The 25,683-nt window shown below is 70.7% G+C and carries 18 protein-coding genes and 2 rRNA genes; 1 reads left to right on the forward strand and 19 read right to left on the reverse strand.

Annotated features, from left to right (window positions below; genetic code table 11):
• Positions 1-233: 233 nt before the first annotated feature.
• The 10 genes from ilvC to gatC form a co-directional block, all read right to left on the reverse strand.
• On the reverse strand, positions 234-1,229 hold the full coding sequence (gene ilvC / locus AWX74_RS11135; RefSeq protein ID WP_091274569.1) for a ketol-acid reductoisomerase: 996 nt from the start codon (positions 1,227-1,229) through the stop codon (positions 234-236).
• A 121-nt stretch (positions 1,230-1,350) separates the two neighbouring features.
• Entirely contained in the window at positions 1,351-1,875 is a 525-nt protein-coding gene (gene ilvN / locus AWX74_RS11140; protein WP_054565039.1) for an acetolactate synthase small subunit, read from the reverse strand.
• Positions 1,872-3,737, reverse strand: coding sequence for an acetolactate synthase large subunit (locus tag AWX74_RS11145; protein ID WP_226931261.1), 1,866 nt, complete (start codon positions 3,735-3,737; stop codon positions 1,872-1,874). The genes ilvN and AWX74_RS11145 overlap by 4 nt, the downstream gene beginning before the upstream one ends.
• A gap of 210 nt (positions 3,738-3,947) precedes the next feature.
• Positions 3,948-4,163 (reverse strand): hypothetical protein, encoded by a 216-nt coding sequence (locus AWX74_RS40690; protein WP_193209822.1) that lies wholly within the window; start codon positions 4,161-4,163, stop codon positions 3,948-3,950.
• A 168-nt stretch (positions 4,164-4,331) separates the two neighbouring features.
• Positions 4,332-6,158 carry a penicillin-binding transpeptidase domain-containing protein gene (locus AWX74_RS11150; RefSeq protein WP_091274572.1) on the reverse strand — a complete coding sequence of 609 codons (1,827 nt, stop codon included), beginning with the start codon at positions 6,156-6,158 and terminating at the stop codon, positions 4,332-4,334.
• A gap of 196 nt (positions 6,159-6,354) precedes the next feature.
• Positions 6,355-7,266 (reverse strand): metallophosphoesterase family protein, encoded by a 912-nt coding sequence (locus AWX74_RS11155; protein ID WP_091274575.1) that lies wholly within the window; start codon positions 7,264-7,266, stop codon positions 6,355-6,357.
• A gap of 38 nt (positions 7,267-7,304) precedes the next feature.
• A complete protein-coding gene (gatB, locus tag AWX74_RS11160) occupies positions 7,305-8,822 on the reverse strand; it encodes an Asp-tRNA(Asn)/Glu-tRNA(Gln) amidotransferase subunit GatB (RefSeq protein ID WP_091274578.1) in 1,518 nt (505 codons plus the stop codon).
• A complete protein-coding gene (locus tag AWX74_RS11165) occupies positions 8,819-9,094 on the reverse strand; it encodes a hypothetical protein (protein ID WP_091274751.1) in 276 nt (91 codons plus the stop codon). Before AWX74_RS11165 ends, gatB begins: the two co-directional genes overlap by 4 nt.
• Before the next feature lie 75 nt (positions 9,095-9,169).
• A complete protein-coding gene (gene gatA / locus AWX74_RS11170) occupies positions 9,170-10,702 on the reverse strand; it encodes an Asp-tRNA(Asn)/Glu-tRNA(Gln) amidotransferase subunit GatA (RefSeq protein ID WP_091274754.1) in 1,533 nt (510 codons plus the stop codon).
• A 17-nt stretch (positions 10,703-10,719) separates the two neighbouring features.
• Positions 10,720-11,016 carry an Asp-tRNA(Asn)/Glu-tRNA(Gln) amidotransferase subunit GatC gene (gene gatC, locus AWX74_RS11175; RefSeq protein WP_006541000.1) on the reverse strand — a complete coding sequence of 99 codons (297 nt, stop codon included), beginning with the start codon at positions 11,014-11,016 and terminating at the stop codon, positions 10,720-10,722.
• 265 nt (positions 11,017-11,281) lie between these two features.
• Here gatC and AWX74_RS11180 point away from each other — a divergent pair, with 265 nt between their 5' ends.
• Positions 11,282-11,998, forward strand: a complete 717-nt coding sequence (locus AWX74_RS11180; protein WP_091274582.1) for an ACT domain-containing protein — start codon at positions 11,282-11,284, stop codon at positions 11,996-11,998.
• 153 nt (positions 11,999-12,151) lie between these two features.
• On the opposite strand, the gene AWX74_RS11185 is transcribed toward AWX74_RS11180, so the two are convergent.
• From AWX74_RS11185 to AWX74_RS11225, 9 genes are all read right to left on the reverse strand, one after another.
• Positions 12,152-14,617 (reverse strand): putative bifunctional diguanylate cyclase/phosphodiesterase, encoded by a 2,466-nt coding sequence (locus AWX74_RS11185; RefSeq protein WP_226931259.1) that lies wholly within the window; start codon positions 14,615-14,617, stop codon positions 12,152-12,154.
• 140 nt (positions 14,618-14,757) lie between these two features.
• Positions 14,758-16,899: an NAD-dependent DNA ligase LigA gene (gene ligA, locus AWX74_RS11190; RefSeq protein WP_091274585.1), complete on the reverse strand. Its 2,142-nt coding sequence runs from the start codon at positions 16,897-16,899 to the stop codon at positions 14,758-14,760.
• 135 nt (positions 16,900-17,034) lie between these two features.
• Entirely contained in the window at positions 17,035-18,144 is a 1,110-nt protein-coding gene (locus AWX74_RS11195; RefSeq protein ID WP_091274760.1) for a methionine synthase, read from the reverse strand.
• Positions 18,145-18,370: 226 nt separating this feature from the next.
• Positions 18,371-19,429, reverse strand: coding sequence for a tRNA 2-thiouridine(34) synthase MnmA (mnmA, locus tag AWX74_RS11200; protein ID WP_054565044.1), 1,059 nt, complete (start codon positions 19,427-19,429; stop codon positions 18,371-18,373).
• A gap of 141 nt (positions 19,430-19,570) precedes the next feature.
• Positions 19,571-20,761: a cysteine desulfurase family protein gene (locus AWX74_RS11205; RefSeq protein ID WP_091274588.1), complete on the reverse strand. Its 1,191-nt coding sequence runs from the start codon at positions 20,759-20,761 to the stop codon at positions 19,571-19,573.
• Positions 20,762-20,887: 126 nt separating this feature from the next.
• A complete protein-coding gene (locus AWX74_RS11210) occupies positions 20,888-21,394 on the reverse strand; it encodes a MarR family winged helix-turn-helix transcriptional regulator (protein WP_035951728.1) in 507 nt (168 codons plus the stop codon).
• Positions 21,395-21,676: 282 nt separating this feature from the next.
• Positions 21,677-25,057, reverse strand: coding sequence for a fused isobutyryl-CoA mutase/GTPase IcmF (gene icmF / locus AWX74_RS11215; protein WP_091274591.1), 3,381 nt, complete (start codon positions 25,055-25,057; stop codon positions 21,677-21,679).
• 271 nt (positions 25,058-25,328) lie between these two features.
• A 5S ribosomal RNA gene (gene rrf, locus AWX74_RS11220) occupies positions 25,329-25,445 on the reverse strand.
• Between the two features lie 72 nt (positions 25,446-25,517).
• Positions 25,518-25,683: ribosomal RNA gene (locus tag AWX74_RS11225) — 23S ribosomal RNA — on the reverse strand; the annotation flags it as partial.

Below are 25,683 nucleotides of genomic sequence, written 5' to 3' on the forward strand. Positions count from 1 at the left end.
GACGCAGCGGCAACGAGGCCGTGCTGCGCCGCTGCCCGGGCGGACGACGACGGTGTCGAATCAGGTGGGCTTTACGGTGCGCCTACAGCCTACAGAGGACGCTCAGCGCGATCGGTTGCCCGCGGCGGTGTGCCCGCTCTCACCACCGAGGGATCACGGCCGGGCACAGCCGGGCACCGCCTGACACGCCGGGCACGGCCGGGCGGCAGTGCCACCCGGCCCGGCCCACCGCGTCAGTCCTTCGCGATCCAGGACATCATCGGCCGCAGCTTGCCGCCGACCTGCTCGATCGGGTGCTGCTTGCCCTCCTCGACCAGCTTGGTGAAGGTCGGGCGACCCGCGTCGTCCTCCGCGACCCACTCGCGGGCGAACGTCCCGTCCTGGATCTCGCCGAGGATCTTGCGCATCTCCGCCTTGACCGCCGGAGTGACCACACGCGGGCCACGGGTGACGTCGCCGTACTCGGCGGTGTCGGAGATCGAGTAGCGCATCTGGCTGATGCCGCCCTCGTACATGAGGTCGACGATCAGCTTGAGCTCGTGCAGGCACTCGAAGTAGGCGACCTCGGGGGTGTACCCCGCCTCGACCAGCGTCTCGAAGCCGGCCTGCACCAGCGCGCTGGCACCGCCGCACAGCACCGCCTGCTCGCCGAACAGGTCGGTCTCGGTCTCCTCGGTGAACGTCGTGCGCAGCGCGCCGGCCCGGGTGCCGCCGATGCCCTTGGCGTAGGCGAGCGCGATGTCGAGCGCCTTGCCGGAGGCGTCCGACTCGACGGCGACGAGGCACGGCACGCCCTTGCCCTCGGTGAACACCCGACGGACCAGGTGGCCCGGGCCCTTCGGCGCCACCATGAAGACGTCCACGCCGGCCGGCGGCTCGATGAGGCCGTAACGGATGTTGAAGCCGTGCCCGAAGGCGAGCGCCTTGCCCGGGGCGAGGTTCGGCGCGATCGACTCGGCGTAGATCTTGCGGTGCGTCGTGTCCGGCGTCAGGATCATGATGATGTCGGCCTCGGCGGAGGCCTCCGCCGGGGTCACCACCCGCAGGCCCTGCTCCTCGGCCTTGGCCCGGCTGGTGCTCGTCTCGGGCAGGCCGACGCGGACGTCGATCCCGCTGTCACGCAGGTTCAGCGCGTGCGCGTGCCCCTGGCTGCCGTAACCGATCACGGCGACCTTGCGGTCAGCCAGGTTCGCGAGGTTCGCGTCGTCGTCGTAGTAGATCTCGACCATCGTTGGTGAATCTCCTAGTGGGAATTACTGGTGGGCACTGCCGGGGCACTGCTGGGGGAAACGAACTGCTGGGGCACTGCTGGTGGAAACGAACTGCTGGTGGAAACAGAGGGGATGCTCGTCAGGCCGAGCGCTCGACCGCACGCAGGCTGCGGTCGGTGATCGACCGCGAGCCGCGGCCGAGAGCAACCATGCCGGACTGGACCAGCTCGCGGATCCCGAAGGGCTCGAGCATGCGGATGAGCGCGTCCAGCTTGTCACGGGTGCCGGTGGCCTCGATCGTCACCGCGTCCTGGGCGACGTCCACGACCTTCGCCCGGAAGAGCTGGACGGTCTCCAGCACCTGGGAACGGACCGTGAGGTCAGCCCGCACCTTGACCAGCATCAGCTCGCGCTGGACCGAGACGCTCGTGTCCATCTCGACGATCTTCAGCACGTTGACCAGCTTGTTGAGCTGCTTGGTCACCTGCTCCAGCGGCAGGTCCTCGACCGCGACGACGATCGTCATCCGGGAGACGTCCGCATGCTCGGTGGGCCCGACGGCGAGGGACTCGATGTTGAAGCCGCGCCGGGAGAACAGGCCCGACACCCGGGCGAGGACGCCCGGCTTGTTCTCGACGAGGACCGAGAGGGTGTGCCGGGTCACAGGTTGACCTCCGCGTCGCCGGAGTAGTCGAAGTCGGGAGCCAGGTCGCGGGCGACCTGGATCTCGTCGTTGCTGGCGCCCGCGGCCACCATCGGCCACACCATGGCGTCCGGGTGGACCACGAAGTCGACCACAACAGGGGCGTCGTTGATGCTCATCGCCTTCTCGATGGTCGCGTCGATGTCCTCGGGGGACTCGCAGCGCAGACCGACGCATCCCAGCGCCTCGGCCAGCCGCACGAAGTCCGGCACCCGGGTCACCCCGGTCCGCGCCGAAGCCGGGTGGGTACCCAGGTCGGTGTTGGAGTACCGCTGGTCGTAGAACAGCGTCTGCCACTGGCGCACCATGCCCAGCGAGCCGTTGTTGATGACCGCGACCTTGATCGGGATGCCCTCCAGGGCGCAGGTCGCCAGCTCCTGGTTGGTCATCTGGAAGCAGCCGTCACCGTCGATCGCCCACACCGTCGCGTCCGGCCGGCCGACCTTCGCGCCCATCGCCGCCGGCACCGCGTACCCCATCGTCCCGGCGCCGCCGGAGTTGAGCCAGGTGTACGGGTGCTCGTAGGAGATGAACTGCGCCGCCCACATCTGGTGCTGCCCGACACCGGCCGCGAAGACCGTCTGCGGCCCGGAGATCTGACCGATCCGCTCGATGACCTGCTGCGGGGCGACGGAGCCGTCCGCCGGCAGGTCGTAGCCCACCGGGTAGGTCTCCCGCCAGCGGTTCAGCGCGTGCCACCAGGCTTCCAGGTCGGGACGCGGCTCGGCCTGCAGGGCGACGGTGAGGTCGGCGATGACCTCCCGGCAGTCGCCCACGATCGGCACGTCGGCCACCCGGTTCTTACCGATCTCGGCCGGGTCGATGTCGGCGTGGATGATCGCGGCGTCCGGCGCGAAGGACGCCAGCCGCCCGGTCACCCGGTCATCGAAGCGGGCCCCGAGAGTGATCAGCAGGTCCGACTTCTGCATCGCCGTGACCGCCGCGACCGACCCGTGCATACCGGGCATGCCCAGATGCTGCGGATGCGAGTCGGGGAACGCGCCACGGGCCATCAGCGTCGTGACCACCGGGATCCCGGTGAGCTCGGCGAGCACCCGCAGCTCGGCGGCCGCCCGTGCCTTGAGGACGCCACCGCCGACATACAGCACCGGGCGACGGGCGGCACTGATCATCTTCGCCGCCTCGCGGACCTGCTTGGCGTGCGGGCGGGTGACCGGGCGGTACCCGGGCAGCTCCAGCGCCGGCGGCCAGATCTCGTGCGGCAGCACCGAGGTGAGGCCCTGCAGGATGTCCTTCGGCAGGTCGACCAGCACCGGACCCGGCCGGCCGGTCGAGGCGATGTGGAACGCCTCGGCGATCGTGCGCGGGATGTCATCGGCCGACTGGACCAGGAAGTTGTGCTTGGTGATCGGCAGCGTGATGCCGCAGATGTCGGCTTCCTGGAACGCGTCGGTGCCGATCGCCCGGCTCGCCACCTGGCCGGTGATCGCGACGATGGGCACCGAGTCCATGTAGGCGTCGGCGATCGGCGTCACCAGGTTCGTCGCGCCCGGCCCGGACGTCGCCATGCACACCCCGACCCGCCCGGTGGCCTGCGCGTAGCCCTCGGCGGCATGCCCGGCGCCCTGCTCGTGCCGGACCAGGATGTGCCGCACCCGGGTGGAGTCGAACAGCGGATCATAGGCGGGCAGGATCGCCCCGCCCGGAATACCGAAGACCACCTCGGCACCGACCGCCTCAAGCGAGTGGACGAGCGATTGCGCGCCGGTGATCTGTGGAGTCTCTCTGGTCATCTGGTCGTCTTCCTTGACGGGGCCGGCAGAGCTGGTCGAGACGGCGATGTACGGGCGGTCGTGGTGCATGCGCCGGGCCGGACATGAAAAAGCCCCTCGTGCCGGAGGCACTGAGGGGCGGCGCGGGTGGTCGGTGACCAGTCGGTCCGACTACACGCGCTCCGAGCGTACGAGGATGCCAAGCAGCACGCGATACACCATCCCCGACAACGGCCACCACGTCAAGCGGACGGCGGTAGCCGGCCCACGCCATCCCTGCTTCCCAGCAAGGAGTGAGGACTACGGCCGCGACAGAGCCCGCGACAGAACGGCGAACACCGGGCTGCCGTTGCTGCCGTTGCTGCCGTTGCTGCCGTTGCTGCCGAGCAAGAGTTGCGGATCATGGTCGCCAGGACGACAAAATCCCATGATCTTCGATTGGCGGCCTCGGGCGGTCAGCCCGGGCCCGGCCCAGGCGCGCCGATGGAACGCGAGCCCACTCGCGCGGCCACCCATCGAGGATCCAGCACCGCGTCGCCGCGCCAGCAATTCCCCTCAAAAGGAACGAAAAGGGCCACAGGGTCGCCTGCCGACCCGCGAGATCGCCTGGCGACCCGCAAGAGTGAAAGATTTCGGTCGTTGGAACGACAAAGATCCTTCACTCTTGCGACTGGCCAAAGCCGATCAGCCGGCGGCCGGCGGAGCCGACACCTGGCCACCGTCGAGAGCGGTGAAGAACCTGGAGACCACAGGCGCGGCGGACTCGGCACCGAAACCACCGTCCTCGATGACCGTCGCGACCGCGATGTCACCCCGGTATCCGACGAACCAGCCGTGCGTCGGCGGCGGGTTCCCGTTCCCGTACTCGGCCGTGCCGGTCTTGCCGCCGACCTCACCCGGCATCGGAACCCCCGCCGCGGTCCCCTCGGTGACCACGGCCCGCATGAAGTCGCGCAGCGGCCCCAGGGCCTGCGCCGGCAGAGCGTTGCTGCGCGGCGACTCCCCCACGACGAACGGCTGGTGCCAGGTACCGCTGGCCACGGCGGCGGCGACGCTCGCCATCTGCAACGGCGACGCGGCGACCCGGCCCTGCCCGATCGACGCGGCCGCCGCCTCGACGTCGTCGCGCGGGGTCGGGAAGGAGCCGCCGACGCTGGCGATGGGCAGCGGCTCGACACCGTCGAAGCCGTACAGCTTGGCGGCCTGCTCGAGCGCGCCGTCGGGCAGCGACTGCTCCAGCCGGATGAACGCCGTGTTGCAGCTCTTGGCGAAGGCCGTGCGGAACGGGATCATCCCGAACTGCTCCGCCTCGGCGTTCTGGAACTCCCGCCCGCCGATGCTCACCTTCTCGGTGCAGTCGAGCGGGGTGTCCGCCGTCCTGCCGTTCATCAGCGCCGCCGTCGCCGTCACGATCTTGAAGGTCGAACCGGGCGGATACGACCCGCGCACCGCCCGCCCGTAGCCGTTGGTCGGGCGGTTCGCCACCGCGAGCACCCCGCCGGTCCGGGTGTCGATGGCCACCAGCGCCCCGTTCGGCTGCGCGGCGGTGCCGAGGGCCGCCTCGGCCGCACGCTGGACGTCCAGGTTGATGGTGGTGCGGATCGCCTCGCCGTCGCTGCTCGGGTAGGCCTTGAGGGTCTTCACTGTCTCGTTGCCGTCGGTGCGGACCACCACCGAGCCGCCCTGGGGCCGCAGCCGCGAGTCGTAGACCCGCTGCAGGCCGGACGCCGGATCGATCCGGCCGATGAGGTTCCCGGCGAGCTCGGGGTTGGTGTCCATGGGACGCCCGTTCACGTCCAGCAGCGCGCCCCGCTTACCGGTGGAGTCGGTGCGGTCCAGGTGCAGGCCGGGCTTGAGGTCGGGGTGCACCGAGGACGGCGCCGCCCGCACCTTCCAGGCATCGCCGCCGGCCCCGGTCAGGCCGAGCGAACCGGAGTACGTCAGCGGCTCGGTGAATCCGGCGAGCGTGAGGGTCGCGGTGTAGGGAACCGTGGCGCTCGCCCCCGAGCGGGCCGCCTTCCCCGCGACGAACTCCGCCCTGGTGACCGAGAGCCGATCGTGGACGTCGGACATCAGCCCGACCAGTGTCGCGACCGGGACGTCGCCGTCGACGCTGACCGCGCTGACCGCGGCGCCGGCCCGAGCACGGGCCTGACCGGCCGCGGCATCGCCACCGCCGGTCCCGGTGGCAGCGGCTCCGGTCCCGGCGACTCCGGTCCCGGTGGCACCGGTCCCGCTGGCAGCGGCACCGGTCCCGCCGGCAGCCGTGTCGGATTCCTCGGCCGCGGACGGCGCGATCGTCAGCGCCTGCCAGGCCTCCAGATAGGCCGCGGCCACCGAGACCACCGCGCGGTCAGCCGCGCGCGCGTCCGACCGTTCCTTCAGCCAGTAGGTGAGACCGCCACCAACCGCCACGAGCACGAGCACCAGACCTGCGGCCAGCAGGCCCCGGCGCCCCCGCCCCCTGCGGCGCGACCGGGACGGACCGAACCCCGTAGGTGTGAGGGGCACGACGACTCGCCTCCCCCCATTGCCTCGCAGAACCATCCGGTGGGGCCCGCAAGGCCCGTCCACACACTACGAACGGCTCCGCGACTCCGCATCCGACGCGCCGCGCGACGTCGGCAAGCCGACACGCGGATGCACCGATGGCGGCAACACGGAGGACCACACCTTTGTTGGAGCAGCCGGCCGACCGGCCAGCCGGTCAGCTGGGCGGGACCAACGCGGACTCCGACTCGTCCCGGGTCGCGCCCCAGGGCGGGACGCGCTCACCGGTCGGCGCGGGCAGGATCTGGCGCAACACCGGTCGTCGGGTCCGCCAGCTGCGCCACTCACGCGGGTAGCCCACCGAGACCTCCTCGAACCGGACGCCGTCATGCCACGTCGTCCGAGGAATGTGCAGGTGACCGTAGACCACGGCGGCGACGTTGTAGCGGGTGTGCCAGTCCGCGGTGAGCTCGGTGCCGCACCACTGCGCGAACACCGGGTAGCGCAGGATCCTGGTGGGCTCACGCACCAGCGGGAAATGGTTGACGAGCACGAGGGGGACGTCCCGGGGACATTCGTCCAGCCGGACGCGCGTCTGCGCGACCCGAGCCCGGCACCAGTCGTCCCTGCTCGGATAGGGGTCGGAGTGCAGCACCGACTCGTCGGAGCACACCACGCCCGCCGCGTACGCCGCGGCGAGCGCCTCCTCCTTGTTCGAGGTGCCCTCGGGACGGAACGTGTAGTCGTAGAGCAGGAACATCGGCACGATGCGCACGGGACCACCCAGCCCGGTCCAGATCGGGTAGGGGTCCTCGGGGGTGAGAACTCCCAGGCCCGCGCACAGGTCAACCAGATGACGGTAACGGGCCTCTCCGCGCAGGGGCACGGCGTCCCGGCTCAACGTCCACAGCTCATGGTTGCCGGGCACCCACACGACCTGGGCGAACCGGCCCGCGAGCAACCTCAGCGCCCATTCGACGTCGTCGAGACGTTCGCCGACGTCGCCGACCACGAGCAACCAGTCATCGTCATGGCCCGGCCGCATCGCCTTGACGATCGCCCGGTTCTCCGGATGGCGAACATGGATATCGCTGGTGGCGAGCAGACGCCCCCGCGTGGTCCCAGACATCACCGACGATCGTCGCACATTGCCGGAACCACCGTCGGTCAGGAGACTTCCAGCCGCTCCAGCAACAACCTGCGGACGGCCGCGGCGTCCGCCTGGCCCCGCATCGTCTTCATCACCGTGCCGACGAGCGGCCCCACCGCGTTCAGCTTGCCGCCCCGGACCTTGTCCGCGATGTCGGGCGCGCCGGCGATCGCGGCGTCAACCGCGTCGCGCAGCGCCGAGTCGTCGGAGACCACGGCCAGCCCCCGCGCGGCGACGACCTCGTCGGGCGAGCCGTCACCCGCGAGCACACCGTCGACGACCTTTCGCCCGAGTGCGTCGGTCAGCTTCCCCTCGGCGACGAGCTCGCAGATCCGGGCCACCTGGGCCGGGCTGATCGCCAGCTCACGCGGCTCGACACCGGCGTCCGAGGCGCGCCTCGCCAGCTCGTTGAGCCACCACTTGCGCGCCCCGGCCGGGCTCGCGCCGGCGGCCACCGTCGCCTCGACCAGCTCCAGTACCCCGGCGTTGCGCATCTCCTGCAGCTCACGGGCGGTGTAGCCGAGCTCCGCGACGAGCCGGGCCCGCCGCTGTGCCGGCAGCTCCGGCAGGACCGCGCGCAGCGCCTCGACGTACTCCGAGGTGAGCGCGAGCGGCGTCAGGTCCGGCTCCGGGAAGTAGCGGTAGTCGGTCGCCTCCTCCTTCGACCGGCCAGAGGAGGTGCGGCCCGACGCCTCGTCGAAGTGCCGGGTCTCCTGGATGACCCGCTCGCCGGCGTCCAGCAGCGCCGCCTGGCGCACGACCTCGAAGCGGACAGCCCGCTCGACCGAACGCAGCGAGTTGAGGTTCTTCGTCTCCGAACGGGTGCCGAACGGCGCGTCCGGCTGCCCTGCCGCGGGCCGGGGCCGCAGCGACACGTTCGCGTCGCAGCGCAGCGAGCCCTGGTCCATCCGCACGTCCGAGACCGCCAGCGCCCGGCACAGCTCCCGCAGCTCGTCGACGTAGGCCCGAGCGACCTCGGGATGCCGGATGTCGGGCTCGGTGACGATCTCCACCAGGGGGATGCCGGCCCGGTTGTAGTCGACCAGGGAGTGGGTGGCTCCGTGGATCCGCCCGGTCGCCCCGCCGACGTGCAGCGACTTGCCGGTGTCCTCCTCCAGGTGGACCCGGGTGATCCCGACTCGGTGGATCTCCCCCTCGACCTCGACGTCAAGCCAGCCGTTCGAGCACAGCGGCTCGTCGTACTGACTGATCTGGAAGTTCTTCGGCATGTCCGGATAGAAGTAGTTCTTCCGGGCGAACCGGCACCAGGATGCGATCGTGCAGTTCAGCGCGAGCCCGATGAGCGTCGCGAACCGCACCGCGGCCTCGTTCACCACCGGCAGCGCCCCGGGCAGGCCCAGGCAGACCGGGCATACCTGGGTGTTCGGCTCCGCGCCGAACGTCGTCGCGCACCCGCAGAACATCTTGGAGGCGGTGCCGAGCTCGACATGGGTCTCCAGCCCGATCACCGCCTCGTAGCGCGCGGTGGCGTCCTCATAGGAGGGGGTGGCGATGACGGGAGCCGATGTGCTCACCGGGATGACTCCTCTTCGATGCCGTCTTCAAGGCCGTCTTCGTGACCGCCAGCCGCCGGCCGCCCAGGCGTTGCCCCCTGGCTGCCGGCCTGACGCCGCGTGTCACGGACATGGACGTAGCCCAGCGCGACCGCCGCGGGCAGGCCGATGACCCCCCAGACGAGCAGGATCGGGCTCAACGTCAGGACGCCGAGGACGAGCACCACGAGCGTGAGCCCCCAGACAATCAGCAGAAGTGCGCGGTCCTGGCGACCGCTGCGCAGCTCGACCATCTCCTTCTCGTCCCTCCTCTCCTGGTGCGCTGGCCTGTTGCCCACAGGCTCGGTCTGTCCACAGCGTCGGTTTGTCTACAGCGTCGGTGCTTCGTCGAGCAGGGCGTGCCCGCGCCGGGCGTCCAGCGCGGCCTCCAGTGCCCCGCCGACCAGGTAGAGCCGGTCATCGGCGAACGCCGGCGCCATGATCTGGATGCCCACGGGCAGCCCGTCCACGAGCCCGGACGGCAGGCTCATCGCCGGCCCACCGGCGAGGTTGGACGGAATCGTGCACAGGTCCGACAGGTACATCGCCACCGGGTCGTCGACCTTGTCCCCGATCGGGAAGGCCGGCGTCGGCGTGGTCGGTGAGACCAGCACGTCAGCCTGTTCGTACGCGGCGGCGAAGTCCCGGCTGATCAGCGTCCGGACCTTCTGTGCCTGCCCGTAGTAGGCGTCGTAGTACCCCGAGGACAGCGCGTACGTGCCGAGCATGACCCGCCGCTTCACCTCGGCACCGAACCCGACGTCCCGGGTACGGCTCATGACCTCCTCCGCGCCGGCGCGACCGTCGTCCCCGGCCCGCAGGCCGAACCGCATCGCGTCGAAGCGGGCCAGGTTGGACGAGCACTCGCTCGGTGCGATCAGGTAGTACGCCGCCATCGCGTAGGTGAAGTGCGGGCAGCTCACCTCGACCACCTCGGCACCGAGCCCGGCCAGCTCCGCGACGGCCGCGTCGAACGCGGCCTGCACTCCCGGGTCGTAGCCCTCGCCGGCGAGTTCACGCACCACGCCCACCCGCATTCCGCGGATGTCCCGGCGGCCGGCGGCCTCCACCACCGGAGGCACCGGCAGCTCGACGCTGGTGCTGTCCATCGGGTCGTGCCCGGCGATGGCCGCGTGCAGCAGGGCGGCGTCGGCGACGGTACGGGTGATCGGGCCCGCCTGGTCCAGGGAGCTGGAGAACGCGACGAGGCCGTACCGGCTGACCCCGCCGTAGGTCGGCTTGACCCCGACCAGACCGCAGACGGCGGCCGGTTGACGGATCGAGCCACCCGTGTCGGTGCCGATGGACAGCGGCGCTTCGAAAGCGGCCACCGCGGCCGCGCTGCCACCACTGCTGCCACCCGGTATCCGGGTGAGATCCCATGGGTTACGGGTCGGGCCGTACGCCGAGTTCTCGGTGGAGGAGCCCATCGCGAACTCGTCCATGTTGACCTTGCCGAGAATGACGACGTCGGCAGCGCGCAGCCGGGAGACCACAGTCGCGTCGTAGGGCGGTCGCCAGCCTTCGAGAATCCTGCTGCCGCAGGTGGTCGGCATACCACGAGCGGTGAACACGTCCTTGAGCGCGAGCGGCACACCGGCCAGTGGACCCAGCCGCTCCCCCGCGGCACGCCGGACGTCCACCGCGCGGGCGGCGGCAAGCGCGCCTTCCGCATCGACGTGCAGGAACGCGTGCACCGCGTCGTCGACCTTCGCGATGCGGTCCAGAGCGGCGAGGGTGGCCTCCTCCGCGGAAAGCTCACCCGCGGCGATCGCGGCGGCCGTCGCGGCAGCCGTCAGCCGGACGACGTCGTCCGTCCGGGCGGACTCCACGGGCGTCGAGATGCCTGAAACGTCGGTCATGTGCAGCCTGGTGCCCTTCACTCTTCCGGATCGAGAATGCGCGGCACCCGGAACCGGCCCTCCTCGGCGGCGGGCGCGCCGGCGAGGACGTCGGCGACCGGCAGCGACGGGCGAGTCACGTCCGCGCGGAAGACATTGGTGAGCGGTACGGCGTGCGAGGTCGGCGGAATGTCTGCCGCCGCCACCTCGGCGACCCTGGCCACGGCGCCGAGAATCGCCTCCAGCTGCGGTGCCAGCGCGTCGAGCTCAGCGGAGGACAGGGACATCCGCGAAAGGCGGGCAAGGTTCGCGACCTCGTCCCGGGTGATCGCCATTCCGGTGGACCCCTCGTGAGCGGTGGGCACAGGCCCTACATCGGCTAGGTCGTGGCGCGCGCCGCGCGGGCAGCGGCGTACCTGGCGAAGCGCGGCGTCAGCGTGCACTCATCGTACGGGTCCGCGTCGCGGAGCCGGCGCGCCGCGCGACGCACACAGCCACCCACGATCACCCGTTCCCGAAAACCGTTTCCTAACAGGCAGGTGACCTGCATCGACATCTGCCCGTGACGTGATCGCCATGACAGCGTCACACATCTTGCGCATGCTCAGCCGCATGTCGTACCTGCTCCGGCTCCTTCTGCCCGACCATCCTGGCGCGCTGGGCGCGGTGGCGACGGCCCTCGGCGCGGCGGGGATCGACATCGTGAGCCTCTCGGTCGTGGAGCACACACCCGCCGGCGCGGTCGACGACATGATCGTGCTGCTGCCGCCCGGCGGTCTGGCCGACCGCGTGTTCACGGCCGCGCAGTCCGTTCCCGGGGTGACCGTCGAGGCCCTGCGCCCCTTCCTCGCCGACGGTGCCGGTATCGGCGACGACCTGGAGCTCGTCGACGCGCTGACGGAACGTCCCTCCGAAGCCGCGGCCGTGTTGACCGAGCTGGTCTCGGGTGTCTTCAACGCCGACTGGGCCCTGCTGCTCGAACACCTGGCGCCGGGTGACGTCCGCGTCCGCGAGGCGTCGGTGGGCGCTCCCAACCTCGGCAGCGACGACCTGGGCGTGCCGGAACGGGTCCGCATCTCCCTGCCGTGGCTGCCGTTGGAGAAGGCCAGGCGAATCGCACCCAGCGATGGGGAGTTCCCGGCCCGCTGGGAGGCGGTCAGCATGGAGCTCGCCGCCGCGCCTGTCGGCCACGACCAGCTGGTCCTGCTCGTCGGCAGACCAGGCGGCCCGGCGTTCCGTGGCTCGGAGATCGCGCGTCTGGCGCATCTGGCCGGCATCGCCGCCAGCCTCGCCCGTACCAACGGCCCCCGGCGCTAACGAGCGACCGTCCGCCGGCCCGTCAACGACGCCCGGCCCGTCAACGACGCCTTCGGCGGACAGCCTGACCTGGAACATCGCAGCGTCTCGGCAGGCGATCGTCCGGTTCGGCGCGCAGCCCGCTGGAAGCTGACGGAACCCGGTGCAGTCCCGTCAGCCGTCACGGCTCAGGCTCACCACGGCGTCCTGTGACTGGCCGTGCCTGGAATCCACCTGGCGGGCCTCACCGGGACGATGTCCGGTGAGAAGCTCGCGGGCCTGGCCGGGCTCGACCAGCCACCGTGTGACCAACGCCGCGGGCAGTGCCGGCGCCACATGCCAGCCCTGCGCGGCGTCCGCGCCGAAACCGGCGAGCTGGCACCACTCCGTCGATGTCTCGACGCCTTCCGCCACGACGCGCATCCCGAGGTCGGACGCCATCCGCACCACGGCGCGAATGAAGGCGACCTCCCTGGTGGCTGCCTCCCAGGCCGCGGTTTCCCCATCGGCCGGGCCCATCGTGACGGCGTCTCGGGGGTCGGCGCCCAGCCGCCCGATCACCGTCCGATCAATCTTGATCTCGCCGATCGGCAACCGACGCAGGGCGTCCAGGGAGATCAGTCCGGTGCCGAAGTCATCCAGGCTCACGGTCACGCCGAGGTCGACCAGATCCCGTAGCGCGCGGGCGGCCCCGTCGCCGTCGGCGGTCAGCGCCCGTTCGGTCACCTCGAAGGTGAGTGCGCCCGGTGACAGGTTGTTGGCGGCAAGCGCGCTCGCGACGGACCCGACGAAACCGGGGTCTCGCAGATCACGCGGGGAAACGTTCAGCGCGACCGCGGCCGGGATCCCGGCCGCGTGCCACCGGGCGGTCTGGGCCAGCGCCGTGTCCATCGCCCAGGAGGTGATCGGACGGATCAGACCAGCGGACTCGGCGAGCGGAACGAAGACTCCCGGCAGCAGCAGACCGCGGCTCGGGTGCCGCCAACGCAGCAGCGCCTCGGTTCGGCGCACCCTTCCGTCGACGATCTCCGCCTGAGGCTGGTAGTGCAGTTCGAGCTGCCCGTGGTCGAGGGCGTAGCCCAGCTCCGCCGTGGTCCGCGTACGCAGCCGGGCCCGGCGGGCGTCACGCGGGCCGTAGGCCTGGACCCCCAGCCGATGCTCCTTCGCCGCGTACATCGCGATATCGGCGGACTGCGACAGCGCTGGCAGATCGGCGCCGTGATCGGGGTAGAGCGCCACACCGACACTCACATCGATGTCGCAGAACTGACCGTCGATCTCGTACGGCGCGCGCACGACACCGCGCACCCGCCCGGCGACCTCGGTGGCGACAGTTCGACCGTCGGCGCCGGGTGGAAGCCACGGAAGCAGCACCGCGAACTCGTCACCACCGAGCCTCGCGACGACGTCCCCTGGGCGCAGGGCAGCGGCGAGACGAGCCGCGGCGACAACCAGCAGACGGTCGCCGACATCGTGCCCGAGCCGGTCGTTGACCTCCTTGAACCGGTCGAGGTCGAGCAGCAGCAACCCGACACGAGTACCGGTCCGTTCCGCCGCCGCGATGCTGAGCGCCGCACGCTCGGCGAGCGCGGTCCGGTTCGGCAGGCCGGTCAGCCCGTCATGACGGGCCTCATGCTCCTTCTGCCGCGCGCCCTCACCGACCCTCGTCACCACCCGCAGCGCGGGCAGGAGCAGCAGCGCCAGCCAGGGACCACGCCCGGCGGCGATCACGATCAACGGCGCGAGGGACAGCAGGGCCGCGGCGACCGCCAGTCGCCGATGCAGCTCGTTGTACAGCAGACGGAACGATGCATCGCCACGGCTGCCGCTCCCACGGCTGCCGCTCCCACGGTTACCGCCCCCGCGGATGTCGTTGCGCCAGCCACGGGCAGCTCCGCCGGCACGCGCGCCCGGCCTGCCCGGCCGGCCCAGCCGGTTCGGCCGCGCAGGCCGAACCGGCCCGCGCGACCGAAGCGGCCCGCGCGACCGAAGCGGCCCGACTGGAGCGCCGGCCAGGTCATCGATCACGAACAGCACCAGCGCGGCGAGGGCGACAGCCGGCAGCTCGGCGGTACCGAGGGTGCGGTCGAGACCGAACGCCGCCACGACGGCCCCGGCTGCGGCGAGCCCAAGCGCGCGACGCCCCACCCGGGCCACCACAAGCCCCAGCGAACTCCGTCGTGGCAGCTCCAGCAGAACACCCACGACGAGGTGAACCGCCAGCGCCGGCGCCGCACCCCAGCCGAGCAGAATCGCGAAAAGGAAGGTGCCCGTGAGGTCCGTGCCGCCGCCACCCACCACCTGGGTCGCCGCGGAGCCGGGCCCCAGCCCCGACAGCAGCCCAGACCCCGCCCCAGCCCCTGGCAGTGGCCCGGTGATCTGCGCCGATGCTGACGGCATCAGCGACGGGTGCGGCTGCGGGCCGACGGCGACGGTGAGCCCGGCGAGCAGCGCGAAGGCCACCCCGAGATCGTCGAACCCGCCATGGCCGGCCGCGACGGCGATGATCGCGAATGCGGACAGGCATCCCAGCGCCCCGCCCACAGCCGCCCAGACGGCGGACAACGATGCGGGTGGCCTGGACAGCCCAGACGCCTCGGACAGCCCCGACGGCCCGTCGCTCGGCCGAGGGCCCCCCATCAGCAAAGCCCAGGTCCGCCCGGAGCCGATCCGTCGACGTGTTGCAGATGCTCGTAAGCGCGGCCCGTCACGCGGCCAGGTACATGACAGAACATATGAGTGCTCACCGTGATGAACCTTTCGCTGCCAGGATTCGAAGGCTACCCCTCCCCCTCTTCGTGCACGGCAAGCGCCCTGGCCGCATCCGCTCCGTCACCGAGCAGCGCTGCGAAGCCCGTCTCGTCGAGCAACGGAATCCGCAGACTCAGCGCCTTCTGGTACTTCGAGGCACCTGGATCCACCCCGGCGACCACGAAAGTGGTCTTCTTGCTCACCGAGCCGGTGACCTTTCCGCCGCGCGCCTGCACCGCCTCGGTAGCCGTGTCCCGGCTCCACCCCTGCAGTGTTCCGGTGATGACGACGACGACACCGTCCAGCAGCCCGGGGCCCTCTCCCGCGCCCTCATCCGCCAGACGGGCCCCACCGGCTGCGATACGGGCCACGACATCGCGATGGCGGGGATCGGCGAACCAGTCGACCACCGCCTCGGCGATCTTCGGCCCGACCCCGTCGACGACGGCGAGCCGCTCGGCCGGCGCGGCGGCGATCGCGTCGAGGGAGCGCAGCTCCCGGGCCAACGCGCGGGCGGCGGTCGGCCCCACATGCCGGATCGACAACCCGACGAGCAACCGCCACAGCGGCCGGTCCCGAGCCGCCTCGATCCCGCGCAGAATCTGGTCGACCTTCTTGCTCGCAAAGCCACGCAGACCCTCGAAGGACTCCGGGGCGAGATGAAAAATGTCGCCTATGTCACGGATGCGCCCTTCGGCGAGTAGCACCGTCGCGGTCTCATAGCCCAGCCCGTCGATATCGAGCGCACCGCGCGACGCCAGGTGGAAAACCGACTCCCGCAGCTGCGCCGGACACGACACCGTGTTCGGGCAGCGGATGTCCACCTCGCCTTCCGGACGGACCAGCTCGGTACCGCACTCCGGGCAGTGCGTGGGCATGACGAACGCACGCTCCGAACCATCCCGCAGGTCGACGACCGGGCTGACGATCTCCGGAATGACGTCGCCGGCCTTGCGGAGCACGACCATGTCCCCGATGAGCACTCCCTTGCGGCCCACCTCGTCGATGTTGTGCAGGGTGGCCATACCCACCGTCGACCCCGCCACCTTCACCGGCTCGAGAACCCCGAACGGTGTCACCCGACCCGTTCGGCCGACGTTGACCTGGATGTCCCGCAGCCGGGTGGTGACCTCCTCGGGCGGGTACTTGAACGCGACCGCCCAGCGGGGCGCCTTCGAGGTGGCGCCAAGCCGGCGCTGCTGGGCGAAACCGTCGACCTTGATCACGATGCCGTCGATCTCGTGCTCGACGTCGTGCCGCTGCTCACCCCACGCCCGCACGAAGGCGAGTACCTCATCGACCCCCGCGCACACCTGATAGCGCGTGGAGACCGGCAGGCCCAGCTCAGCCAGCCGCTCGTAGGCGGCCGACTGTGACTCCATCTCGAACCCCCGGTTCGCGCCGAGCCCGTGCACGATCATGGCCAGCGGGCGGCTGGCCGTGACCCGGGGGTCCTTCTGCCGCAGCGACCCGGCAGCCGCGTTTCGCGGGTTGGCGAAGGGCGCCTTTCCCGCCTCGACCAGTGACGCGTTGAGCTCGGCGAACCCCGCGGTCGGGAAGTACACCTCCCCACGGACCTCCAGCAGCTCCGGCACGCCCGGACCACGCAGCCGTGCCGGCACGCTGCGCAGGCTGCGCACGTTCAGCGTTATGTCCTCACCGGTACGGCCGTCGCCGCGGGTGGCCGCGCTCACGAGAGCACCGGCCTCGTAGACGAGGTCGACCGCGAGCCCGTCGATCTTCAACTCGCACAGCCAGGCCTCCACCGGCTGCTCCCGCGCGGCACGTGCGGCCCAGGCGTGGAACCCGTCCTCGTCGAAGACGTTGTCCAGCGACAGCAGCCGTTCCAGGTGGGTGACCGGCGTGAACAGCGTCGAGTAGGAGCCGGCTACCTTCTGTGTCGGCGAGTCCGCGGTTCGCAGCTCCGGGTACTGCTGCTCGATCTGGTCAAGCTCACGCAGAAGCGCGTCGTACTCGGCGTCGGCGATGGTCGGCGCGTCGAGCACGTAGTAGCGGTGGGCATGTTCCTCCAGATCACGGGCCAGCTCCGCAGCACGCGCGCGCACAGCCGTGTCAGGCGCCTCGGCCTCCCCCGCTACAGGCACCGGCGCCACCGCGGGCACCGCCACCGCCTGGTTGTCGGCCATCGGCTCGACGCCTTCCTCCGCCATGCTCACCGAACTCCCCACGCCACAGCTGCAGCGGAACTCACCGGCCGGATGTCACTGAGCCTTTTCCACCGTCGGCTCCGACCTGCCGCGACACGCCCGACGAGCGTGAGATGGAAAAGGCTCACAGTGTGGAAATCACTGCGGTGATTCCACCAGGACACGCGCCGCCAGACGGCAGTGCCGCAGCACGGCACGCGCATCGGCCACCGTGGCATGAGCCAGACCACACGTTGGTGTCACCGCGACCACCTCTCCCAGCAGCTCCGGACGGAAACCCAGCCGACGCCACAGGTCGACCGCCACCGCGACGGTACGACGAGGGTCCGACAGATCCTGGCCGACTCCGGCGGAGGTCGGTACCAGGCCGAGCATCAGCCCCATCCCCGCCTCGACCGCCTCGCCGACGGCGTCGTCCTGGTCCCGGGTGAGCAGCGTCGCGTCCAGGCCGACGAAGCGGGCCCCGGCCTGGCGCAGCAGTCCGATCGGGACGTCCCGCGCACAGCAGTGCACGCCGGCCGCGATCACCGCCCCGACCGCGGTCGCCGTGGTCAGGACGGCCGCCAGCCGCTCCGTCGCCGGCCCTTCCTCGACCGCGCGCAGCACCGAGAAGCCACTGGGTGTGCGGATGCGTCCGGCGAGCACCGCCGGCAGCGCCGGCTCGTCCAGCTGAACCACCAGGCGGGCTCCCGGCACCCGGCGAGCGAGGTCGGTCAGGTGGCTGCTGAGCCCCTCCGCGAGGCCCTCCGCGAGATCACGGGTGGCTCCGGCGTCCACGAGCGCCTTGTGCCCGCGTGGCAGCTCCACCGTGCTCGCCAACGTCCAGGGACCACCGACGGCCACCTTGATCGGGCCGGTGTAGCCGGCGGCCGCCTCGGTGAACGCGTCGAGGTCCCGTTCAAGCAGGTCGCGGGCCCGGCGGAGGTCGAGCCCCGGGCGCGGCACCAGCCGCCAACCGGATGGCTGCAGATCAACCGGCAGATCCGCCAGCACCGCGCAGGTCCGGCCGATCATGTCCGCACCCACTCCGCGGGCGGGCAGCTCCGGCAGGAAGGGCAGGTCCGGGACCTCCCCCAGCACGTAGCGCGCCGCTTCGACCGGGTCGAGGTCGGGCAGTGACCCGACACCCGACGCGCACCCCGCCGACCACGGCAGGCCTTCGGGCGCGGCAGGGGCCTGGCCAGCCGGCGACGCGCTGTCCCCCTCCTCCGGCGGCCCAGGCTCGCGCTCCGTCGCGGACCACATCATCGCCACATCGACTCCTCAATCTCCGGAACAGTCTCCGGACGCATCCCGGGTCTCAGACGCATCACACGCCCGCGGCCGGCCGGGTGCCGTCGCCGGTGCCGTCGCCTGGTGCCCTCGTGCCTGGTGCCGTGCCGATGCCATCGCATCGGGCCGGTCCCGGGCTGGCCCACGTCGCGGGCGCCCCGACATGGCTTCCGCCGTCAGGGACCGGATCCGGAAAAGGATGTCAGGCGGCCAGCGAGCGGATGCGGCCGCCGCCGAGCACACGGTCGCCGTCGTAGAACACCACGGCCTGACCGGCCGCCGTCCCACGCACAGGCTCCACCAGCTGCACGTCAAGCTCCTCGCCACGGGCACGGACCACCGCGGGGACCACACCACCGTGTGCCCGCACCTGCGCCACGCATGACACCGGGCCCTCGTGCGGCCAGACGATCCGCTCCGCGACCAGGCTGCGCATGTCCAGCGCCCGCGCCGGCCCGACGGTCACCGTGGACGTCACCGGGGACACCTCGAGCACGTAGCGTGGACGGCCGTCCGGCGCGGGGTGGCCCAGCCGCAGGCCCCGGCGCTGCCCCACCGTGAAGGCGTAGGCGCCGTCGTGCTCGCCCAGGGTCTCGCCGGTCTCGGAGTCGACGATGGGGCCGGGCCGCGGCCCCAGCCGGTCACGGAGCCAGGCCCCGGTGTCCCCGGCGGCGACGAAGCAGATGTCGTGGCTGTCCGGCTTGTCGGCGACGCCCAGCCCACGGCGCGCCGCCTCCTCACGGACCTGGGCCTTCGTCGAGTCGCCGAGCGGGAACCGAGCCGCGGCGAGCTGGTCGGGGCGCAGCGTGCCGAGCACGTAGGACTGGTCCTTGGCCAGGTCCACCGAGCGGCGCAGGGTGCCGTCCGGGTCGAGTCGCGCGTGATGCCCGGTGACCACGGCGTCGAACCCGAGCGCGAGCGCCTTGTCCAGGACGGCGGAGAACTTGATGCGCTCATTGCACTGAACACATGGGTTAGGGGTTCGTCCGGCGGCGTAGTCGGCGACGAACTGGTCGATGACCTCCGCCTCGAAGCGGTCCGCGAGATCCCACACGTAGAAGGGGATACCGAGCACGTCGGCGGCACGACGGGCGTCCCGCGCGTCCTCCAGAGTGCAGCAGCCTCGAGAACCGACCCGGTCGGAGGCCGGCGACCGGGACAGGGCGAGATGGACGCCGGTCACATCATGACCGGCGTCCACGGCCCTGGCCGCGGCGACCGCCGAATCGACGCCACCCGACATTGCCGCGAGCACCTTCATCCCGCTCACGATCCCATCTCCCGCTCTCCCGCTCTCCCGTCCGGCCAGACGGCCCTCCGACCAGCTGTTCCGACCCGCTGTCAGGATCCGCGAGGCCAGACCCGCACGACCAGATCCGCCCGGGACCAGATCCGCCCGGGATCAGGCCCGCGAGATCAGGCCCGCGAGCTCACCAGCCCGGCCCGCCCGTTCGACCACCTGCCCGATCACCGCGACCAGCGCGTCGACGTCCGCGGCGACCGAACCGTGCCCGAGCGAGAAACGCAGCGAACCCCGAGCGTGCGCCTCTTCGACACCCATAGCCAACAGCACATGAGAGGGCCGCGCGATTCCCGCCGAGCAGGCGGAACCGGTCGAGCATTCCACTCCGTGCGCGTCGAGCAGCATGAGCAGCGAGTCGCCCTCACAGCCGGGAAAGGTCAGATGGGCGTTGCCGGGCAGCCGGCCGGCGCCGGAGGGCGCGCCGTTGAGGACGGCCCCGGGAACCTGCGCGAGGACCCGACGCACCAGGTCATCGCGCAGGTCGGTAAGCCTGAGCCGCTCCGCGGGCAGCTCTGCTGTGGCGACGCGCGCGGCCGCCGCGAAGGCAGCGACACCGGGCGTGTTGAGGGTGCCGGAACGGACGTCGCGCTCCTGGCCACCGCCGTGCAGGTGCGGCTCAAGCTCGAGGCCTCGCCGCAGGAGCAGCGCCCCGACTCCGACCGGGCCGCCGATCTTGTGCGCGCTGATCGTGAGTGCGTCCGCCGCGCTCGCGGCGAAGGACGTCTCCACCTGGCCGAATGCCTGCACCGCGTCGGTATGGAACGGAATGCCGTAGTTGTGCGCGATACTCGCCAGCTCCGCGACCGGCTGGATCGTGCCCACCTCGCTGTTCGCCCACATGACCGAGATCAGCGCGACGGACGACGGATCGGCCTGCACGGCCGCACGCAGCGCCTCGGGGTGCACCAGACCGGTGCCGTCCACCGGAATCGTCTCCAGCACCGCGCCCTGCTGCCTGGCGAGCCATGACGCCGTGTCCAGCACGGCGGGATGCTCGACCGCGCTGACCAGCACACGACGCCGCTGCGGGTCGACCGCCCGGCGAGACCAGAACAGGCCCTTCACCGCGAGATTGTCACTTTCCGTGCCGCCACCCGTGAAGATGACGTCGGACGGCCGCGCGCCCAGCACCTCGGCCAGCGACTCCCGCGACTCCTCGACGAGCCGGCGTGCGCGCCGACCACCGGCATGCAGTGATGAGGCGTTGCGCGTGCCGGTCAGGGCTGCGGTGAACGCCTCGACGGCCTCGGGACGCATAGGCGTGGTCGCCGCGTGGTCGAGGTAGGTCACGTCTGTAGAGGGTAGCCGCAGCCCGGACGCCTCAGCTGGGCTCGCCGGGGCCGAGCGGTCCCACCAGGCAGGACCGCGAGGACCGCGAGGACCGCGAGGACCGCGAGGACCGGCACAGCGTGGCCCTCAGAAGTCGCCGGCCCGGCTGCGAAGGTCGGTGAGCAGGTCCACGAGCTCGCGGACCCCGTTCTCGGGCAGACCGGGATCGGCGAACACGCTCTCGTTGAGCTTCTCGGTGGCCGCGAGCGCCGTCGCGCGACCGTCGTCGGTGATCTCGGCGAGGATGGCCCGCCGGTCGGTCGGATGCGGCTGGCGGCGAACCTGGCCCCGGGCCTCCAGCCGGTCGACGGCACTGGTGACGCTGGTCGGGTGGACCTGGAGCAGACTGCCGATGCGGCTGAGCGGCAACGAGCCCCGGCGGCTGAACAGCAGCAGCATCAACAGCTCGTAACGGGCGAACGTCAGATCGAGCGGACGCAGGATCTCGTCGACGCGGGCGAGCAGGATCTGCTGTGCACGCATCAACGAGGTGACCGCGGCCATCCCGTCCGCCACCCCGCCCCACCCGTGCGCCGTCCACTGCCGGTGTGCCTCCGCGATCGGGTCGGTCGGAAGCGGCTTCGGCGGCGACACGAGGGCGGTACTCCAAAAGATCGCGGGGCGGATGAGCGGATGAATGGCGCTGTCCACTATGCCATTCCCACGTGCCATTCGCGGACCTTGGCAACGGGCGAGGCCCGCCGGCGCAGTGTGCCGGCCGGCTCGGCTCGTCCACAACCACGTGCCGAGCCGCCGGCACCGGGGGTACAACATCTTCACGCGACGATGACCGATGTTGCCGATGACCGATGTGGCGGATGACGGCCACAGCTGCGCGACCGCGCTGCCGCAGCACGTCAACGCCGCCGGACGTGGCTAGATGTTTCGGCGATACTGCCCGCCGACTTCGAAGAACGCCGCGCTGATCTGACCGAGCGAACACACGCGCACCGCGTCCATCAAGGCGGCAAAGGTATTGCCACCCGCTGTCGCGACCTTCCGCAGACGGTCGAGCGCCAGGGCGGCCTCGGCCGCGTTGCCTGAGGTGAACTCCTCGAGCCGGCGCAGCTGCGACTGCTTCTCCTCCTCGGTGGCCCGGGCCAGCTCGAGCTGGTGTGCGTCCTCCTCGTCGTCGTCCGGGCCGAGGAAGGTGTTGACACCGATGATCGGCAGCGAACCGTCGTGCTTGCGCCGTTCGTAGAGCATCGACTCGTCCTGGATGCGACCACGCTGGTATCCGGTCTCCATCGCCCCGAGAACGCCACCACGCTCCGAGATCCGCTCGAACTCGGCGAGGACGGCCTCCTCGACGAGATCGGTGAGCTCATCGATCGCGAACGAGCCCTGCAGGGGGTTCTCGTTCCCGGCGAGCCCCCATTCCTGATCAATGATCATCTGGATCGCCAGCGCACGCCGGACCGACTGCTCGGTGGGCGTGGTGACCGCCTCGTCGTAGGCATTGGTGTGCAGGCTGTTGCAGTTGTCATAGATCGCGCACAGAGCCTGCAGAGTCGTCCGGATGTCGTTGAAGTTCATCTCGCGCGCGTGCAGCGAACGGCCCGAGGTCTGCACGTGGTACTTGAGCTTCTGCGAGCGCTCCGACGCACCGTAGCGCTCGCGCATGGCCACCGCCCAGATGCGCCTGGCGACCCGGCCGATCACGCTGTACTCGGCGTCCATGCCGTTGGAGAAGAAGAACGAAAGATTCGGGGCGAAGTCGTCGATGTTCATACCGCGTGCCAGATACGCCTCGACGTAGGTGAAACCGTTCGCGAGCGTGAACGCCAGCTGGCTGATCGGGTTCGCCCCTGCCTCCGCGATGTGGTACCCGGAGATCGACACCGAGTAGAAGTTGCGCACCTGGTTGGCGATGAACCATTCCTGCATGTCGGCCATGCACCGCAGCGCGAACTCGGTCGAGAAGATGCAGGTGTTCTGGCCCTGGTCCTCCTTGAGGATGTCCGCCTGGACCGTGCCACGCACGTTCGCCAGCGCCCAGGCGGCGACCTCGGCGGCCTCGGCCGCCCGAGGCTCACGGCCATGCTCCACCCGGAAGAGGTCGAGCCGCTGCTCGACCGCAGTGGTCAGGAACATCGCCAGCACGGCCGGCGCCGGCCCGTTGATCGTCATCGAGACGCTGGTCGTCGGCGCGCACAGATCGAAGCCGGCGAACAGCGTCTTCATGTCATCCAGCGTGGCGACGGAAACACCTGACGTACCGATCTTCCCGTAGACGTCGGGCCGGGCACCCGGATCACGTCCGTAAAGGGTCACCGAGTCAAAGGCTGTGCTGAGCCGAGTGGCCGGTGAATCCGCCGAGAGGAGGTGGAAGCGCCGGTTGGTCCGAAACGGGTCGCCCTCCCCGGCGAACATGCGCGCCGGGGCCTCACCAACGCGCTTGAAGGGAAAGACCCCGGCGGTGAACGGAAACAGCCCCGGCAGGTTCTCCCGCCGGCGGAACCGCACAAGCCGGGCGTCGTCGTCTATCTCCGGAACGGCCACCCGTGGCAGCGAGGTTCCAGAGAGAGTGGTGCGTACCAGCGGAGTACGGATCTCCCGGCCGCGCACGGTGTAGACCATCTCGTCGCCGGAACGCTCCGCGCGCAGCGCGGGCCAGGACTCGATCAGGTCACGCGTCTCGGCATCGAGGCGCGACTCGGCGGCATCCCGCAGGCTCCGCAGCAACCGCAGGTCCGACTGCTCGGCCTGCCCGGCCTGCTCCCGCCCGGCCCGGTCCGGCCCGGTGCCCCGCTGATGCGCCTCGAGCTCGGCGATCGCGGTGGCCAGGTGCTCGCGACGACGTGCCAGCACCGCCTGCGCCTCCGTGTGGGCGTGGTAGCCACGGACAGCATCCGCGATCTCCGCGAGATAGCGGACCCGGGCCGGCGGAACGACCGTGGTCAGACCACTGGATACCCGCACCTCCACGGGTTCCAGCGCGCCCTGCTTCAGCTCCAGACCACGCTCGCCGAGGAGATCGCGCAGGTAGAAGTACAGCGCCGTGACGCCATCGTCGTTGAAGCGGGCCGCGGAGGTGCCGAAGACCGGCATCTCCTCCCACTCCGCGCCGAACTCCTCCCGATTGCGGACCATCTGACGCGCGACATCGCGCCGCGCGTCCTCGGCACCACGGCGCTCGAATTTGTTGACGGCCACCGCGTCCGCGAAGTCGAGCATGTCGATCTTTTCAAGCTGGGACGACGCCCCGTACTCGGGCGTCATGACATACAGGGAGACGTCGCAGAAGGGCACAATGGCCGCGTCGCCCTGGCCGATTCCAGGGGTCTCGACGATCACCAGGTCATAGCCCGCCACCTTGCAGGCCGCCACGATGTCGGCGAACTGCTCGGGCAACTCCCGCCCGGCCTTTCGCGTTGCCAGCGACCGGAAGAAGGTCAGCGACACGTCACCGCCCGACCTCGGCCCCGCCGGCTCGACGCCGGCATCCGGCCGCATCGCCAGCGCGTTCATCCTGATCCGGTCGCCGAGCAGCGCTCCGCCGCCGCGCCGCCGCGTCGGGTCGACGGCCAGTACCGCGATCCGCAGCGAATCGCTCTGATCGAGCCGGAAGCGTCGCAGCACCTCGTCGGTGAGCGAGGACTTGCCTGATCCACCCGTGCCTGTGATACCGAGGACCGGCACCGGCGGCCGATCGGCGGTCGCCGCCGCTTCCCGGACGGCGGCGGCAAAGGCCGCATCCCGAGAACTCTCGAGCACGGTGATCGCCCGGGCCAGCGCGGCATCGCCGCCGGACCGCAGATCTCCCAGTGCCGGCGTGACCGCCGCCAGGTCCACATCGCTTTCCCGGACGATCCTGTTGACCATGAGAGCCAGCCCGAGACGCCGGCCGTCCTCCGGGGAGAAGATCCGTGCCACGCCGCGCGAGTGCAGCAGATCGATCTCCTCCGGAACGATGACACCGCCACCGCCGCCGTAGACCCGCACGTGCCCGGCGCCGCGCTCGCGCAGCCGCTCGACGAGATAGGTGAAGTACTCGACGTGGCCGCCCTGGTAGGAGGAGATCGCGACCGCCTGCGCGTCCTCCTGGATAGCGGCCGTCACGATCTCATCGACCCCGCGGTCATGCCCGAGGTGAATCACCTCCGCACCCTGTGCCTGGAGGATGCGCCGCATGATGTTGATCGCGGCGTCATGACCGTCGAACAGAGCTGCCGCGGTGACGACCCGCACCGGCCCGGTGGGCACGTGCAACGTGGGGATCTCCTGCTCCGCCTCCGCCGCGGTAACTGCGCTCATGGCCACGCTCCCTGGACGACGCTCGGCTGCCACCGATGCCACCGACTCCCGCTGGCACGTCCGATAGTAGGACGTCCATGGAGTTGGGGCCAACTGTGCGGCTGACGATCGCGTCTCAGGATGGTGGCCTCGAGTGCACTGGAGCGCTCAGCCTGCGGCAACGCCTCACCGAGATCTGGCTCACCTGCCACGCCGGAAACGCGGCAGAACGCAGAAATGCCGATGGGGTTGCCCCCAGCCACAAGGCCAGAAACAACCCCATCGGAAAGAAGTCCGGCGGCGTCCTACTCTCCCACGCGGTCCCCCACGCAGTACCATCGGCGCTGAAGGGCTTAGCTACCGGGTTCGGAATGGAACCGGGCGTTTCCCCTTCGCCAAAGCCACCGAAACACTATCAGACCCGACCCTCCGGTCGCAGCCCGAGAACCGCACAGTGGACGCAAAACAGCAGAATCATAAAGTAGTCAAGCCCTCGGCCTATTAGTACCGGTCAGCTCCATGCGTCACCGCACTTCCACCTCCGGCCTATCAACCCGATCATCTAGTCGGGGGCCTTACCAGGCTACCCTGTGGGAGACCTCATCTTGAAGCGAGCTTCCCGCTTAGATGCTTTCAGCGGTTATCCC

The organism is Parafrankia irregularis (assembly GCF_001536285.1).
Taxonomy (GTDB): domain Bacteria; phylum Actinomycetota; class Actinomycetes; order Frankiales; family Frankiaceae; genus Parafrankia; species Parafrankia irregularis.

What these genes read in the sequence shown, in the direction of transcription:
- icmF (WP_091274591.1), bottom strand. Translation starts at nt 25,057, where the DNA reads ATGAGCGCAGTTACCGCGGCGGAGGCGGAGCAGGAGATCCCCACGTTG.
- gatC (WP_006541000.1), bottom strand. Translation starts at nt 11,016, where the DNA reads ATGGCGATCACCCGGGACGAGGTCGCGAACCTTGCCCGCCTTTCGCGG.
- AWX74_RS40690 (WP_193209822.1), bottom strand. Translation starts at nt 4,163, where the DNA reads ATGGGTGGCCGCGCGAGTGGGCTCGCGTTCCATCGGCGCGCCTGGGCC.
- AWX74_RS11165 (WP_091274751.1), bottom strand. Translation starts at nt 9,094, where the DNA reads ATGGTCGAGCTGCGCAGCGGTCGCCAGGACCGCGCACTTCTGCTGATT.
- gatA (WP_091274754.1), bottom strand. Translation starts at nt 10,702, where the DNA reads ATGACCGACGTTTCAGGCATCTCGACGCCCGTGGAGTCCGCCCGGACG.
- AWX74_RS11155 (WP_091274575.1), bottom strand. Translation starts at nt 7,266, where the DNA reads ATGTCTGGGACCACGCGGGGGCGTCTGCTCGCCACCAGCGATATCCAT.
- ligA (WP_091274585.1), bottom strand. Translation starts at nt 16,899, where the DNA reads ATGGCGGAGGAAGGCGTCGAGCCGATGGCCGACAACCAGGCGGTGGCG.
- AWX74_RS11145 (WP_226931261.1), bottom strand. Translation starts at nt 3,737, where the DNA reads ATGCACCACGACCGCCCGTACATCGCCGTCTCGACCAGCTCTGCCGGC.
- ilvC (WP_091274569.1), bottom strand. Translation starts at nt 1,229, where the DNA reads ATGGTCGAGATCTACTACGACGACGACGCGAACCTCGCGAACCTGGCT.
- AWX74_RS11180 (WP_091274582.1), top strand. Translation starts at nt 11,282, where the DNA reads ATGCTCAGCCGCATGTCGTACCTGCTCCGGCTCCTTCTGCCCGACCAT.
- mnmA (WP_054565044.1), bottom strand. Translation starts at nt 19,429, where the DNA reads ATGAAGGTGCTCGCGGCAATGTCGGGTGGCGTCGATTCGGCGGTCGCC.
- AWX74_RS11185 (WP_226931259.1), bottom strand. Translation starts at nt 14,617, where the DNA reads ATGGGGGGCCCTCGGCCGAGCGACGGGCCGTCGGGGCTGTCCGAGGCG.
- AWX74_RS11195 (WP_091274760.1), bottom strand. Translation starts at nt 18,144, where the DNA reads ATGATGTGGTCCGCGACGGAGCGCGAGCCTGGGCCGCCGGAGGAGGGG.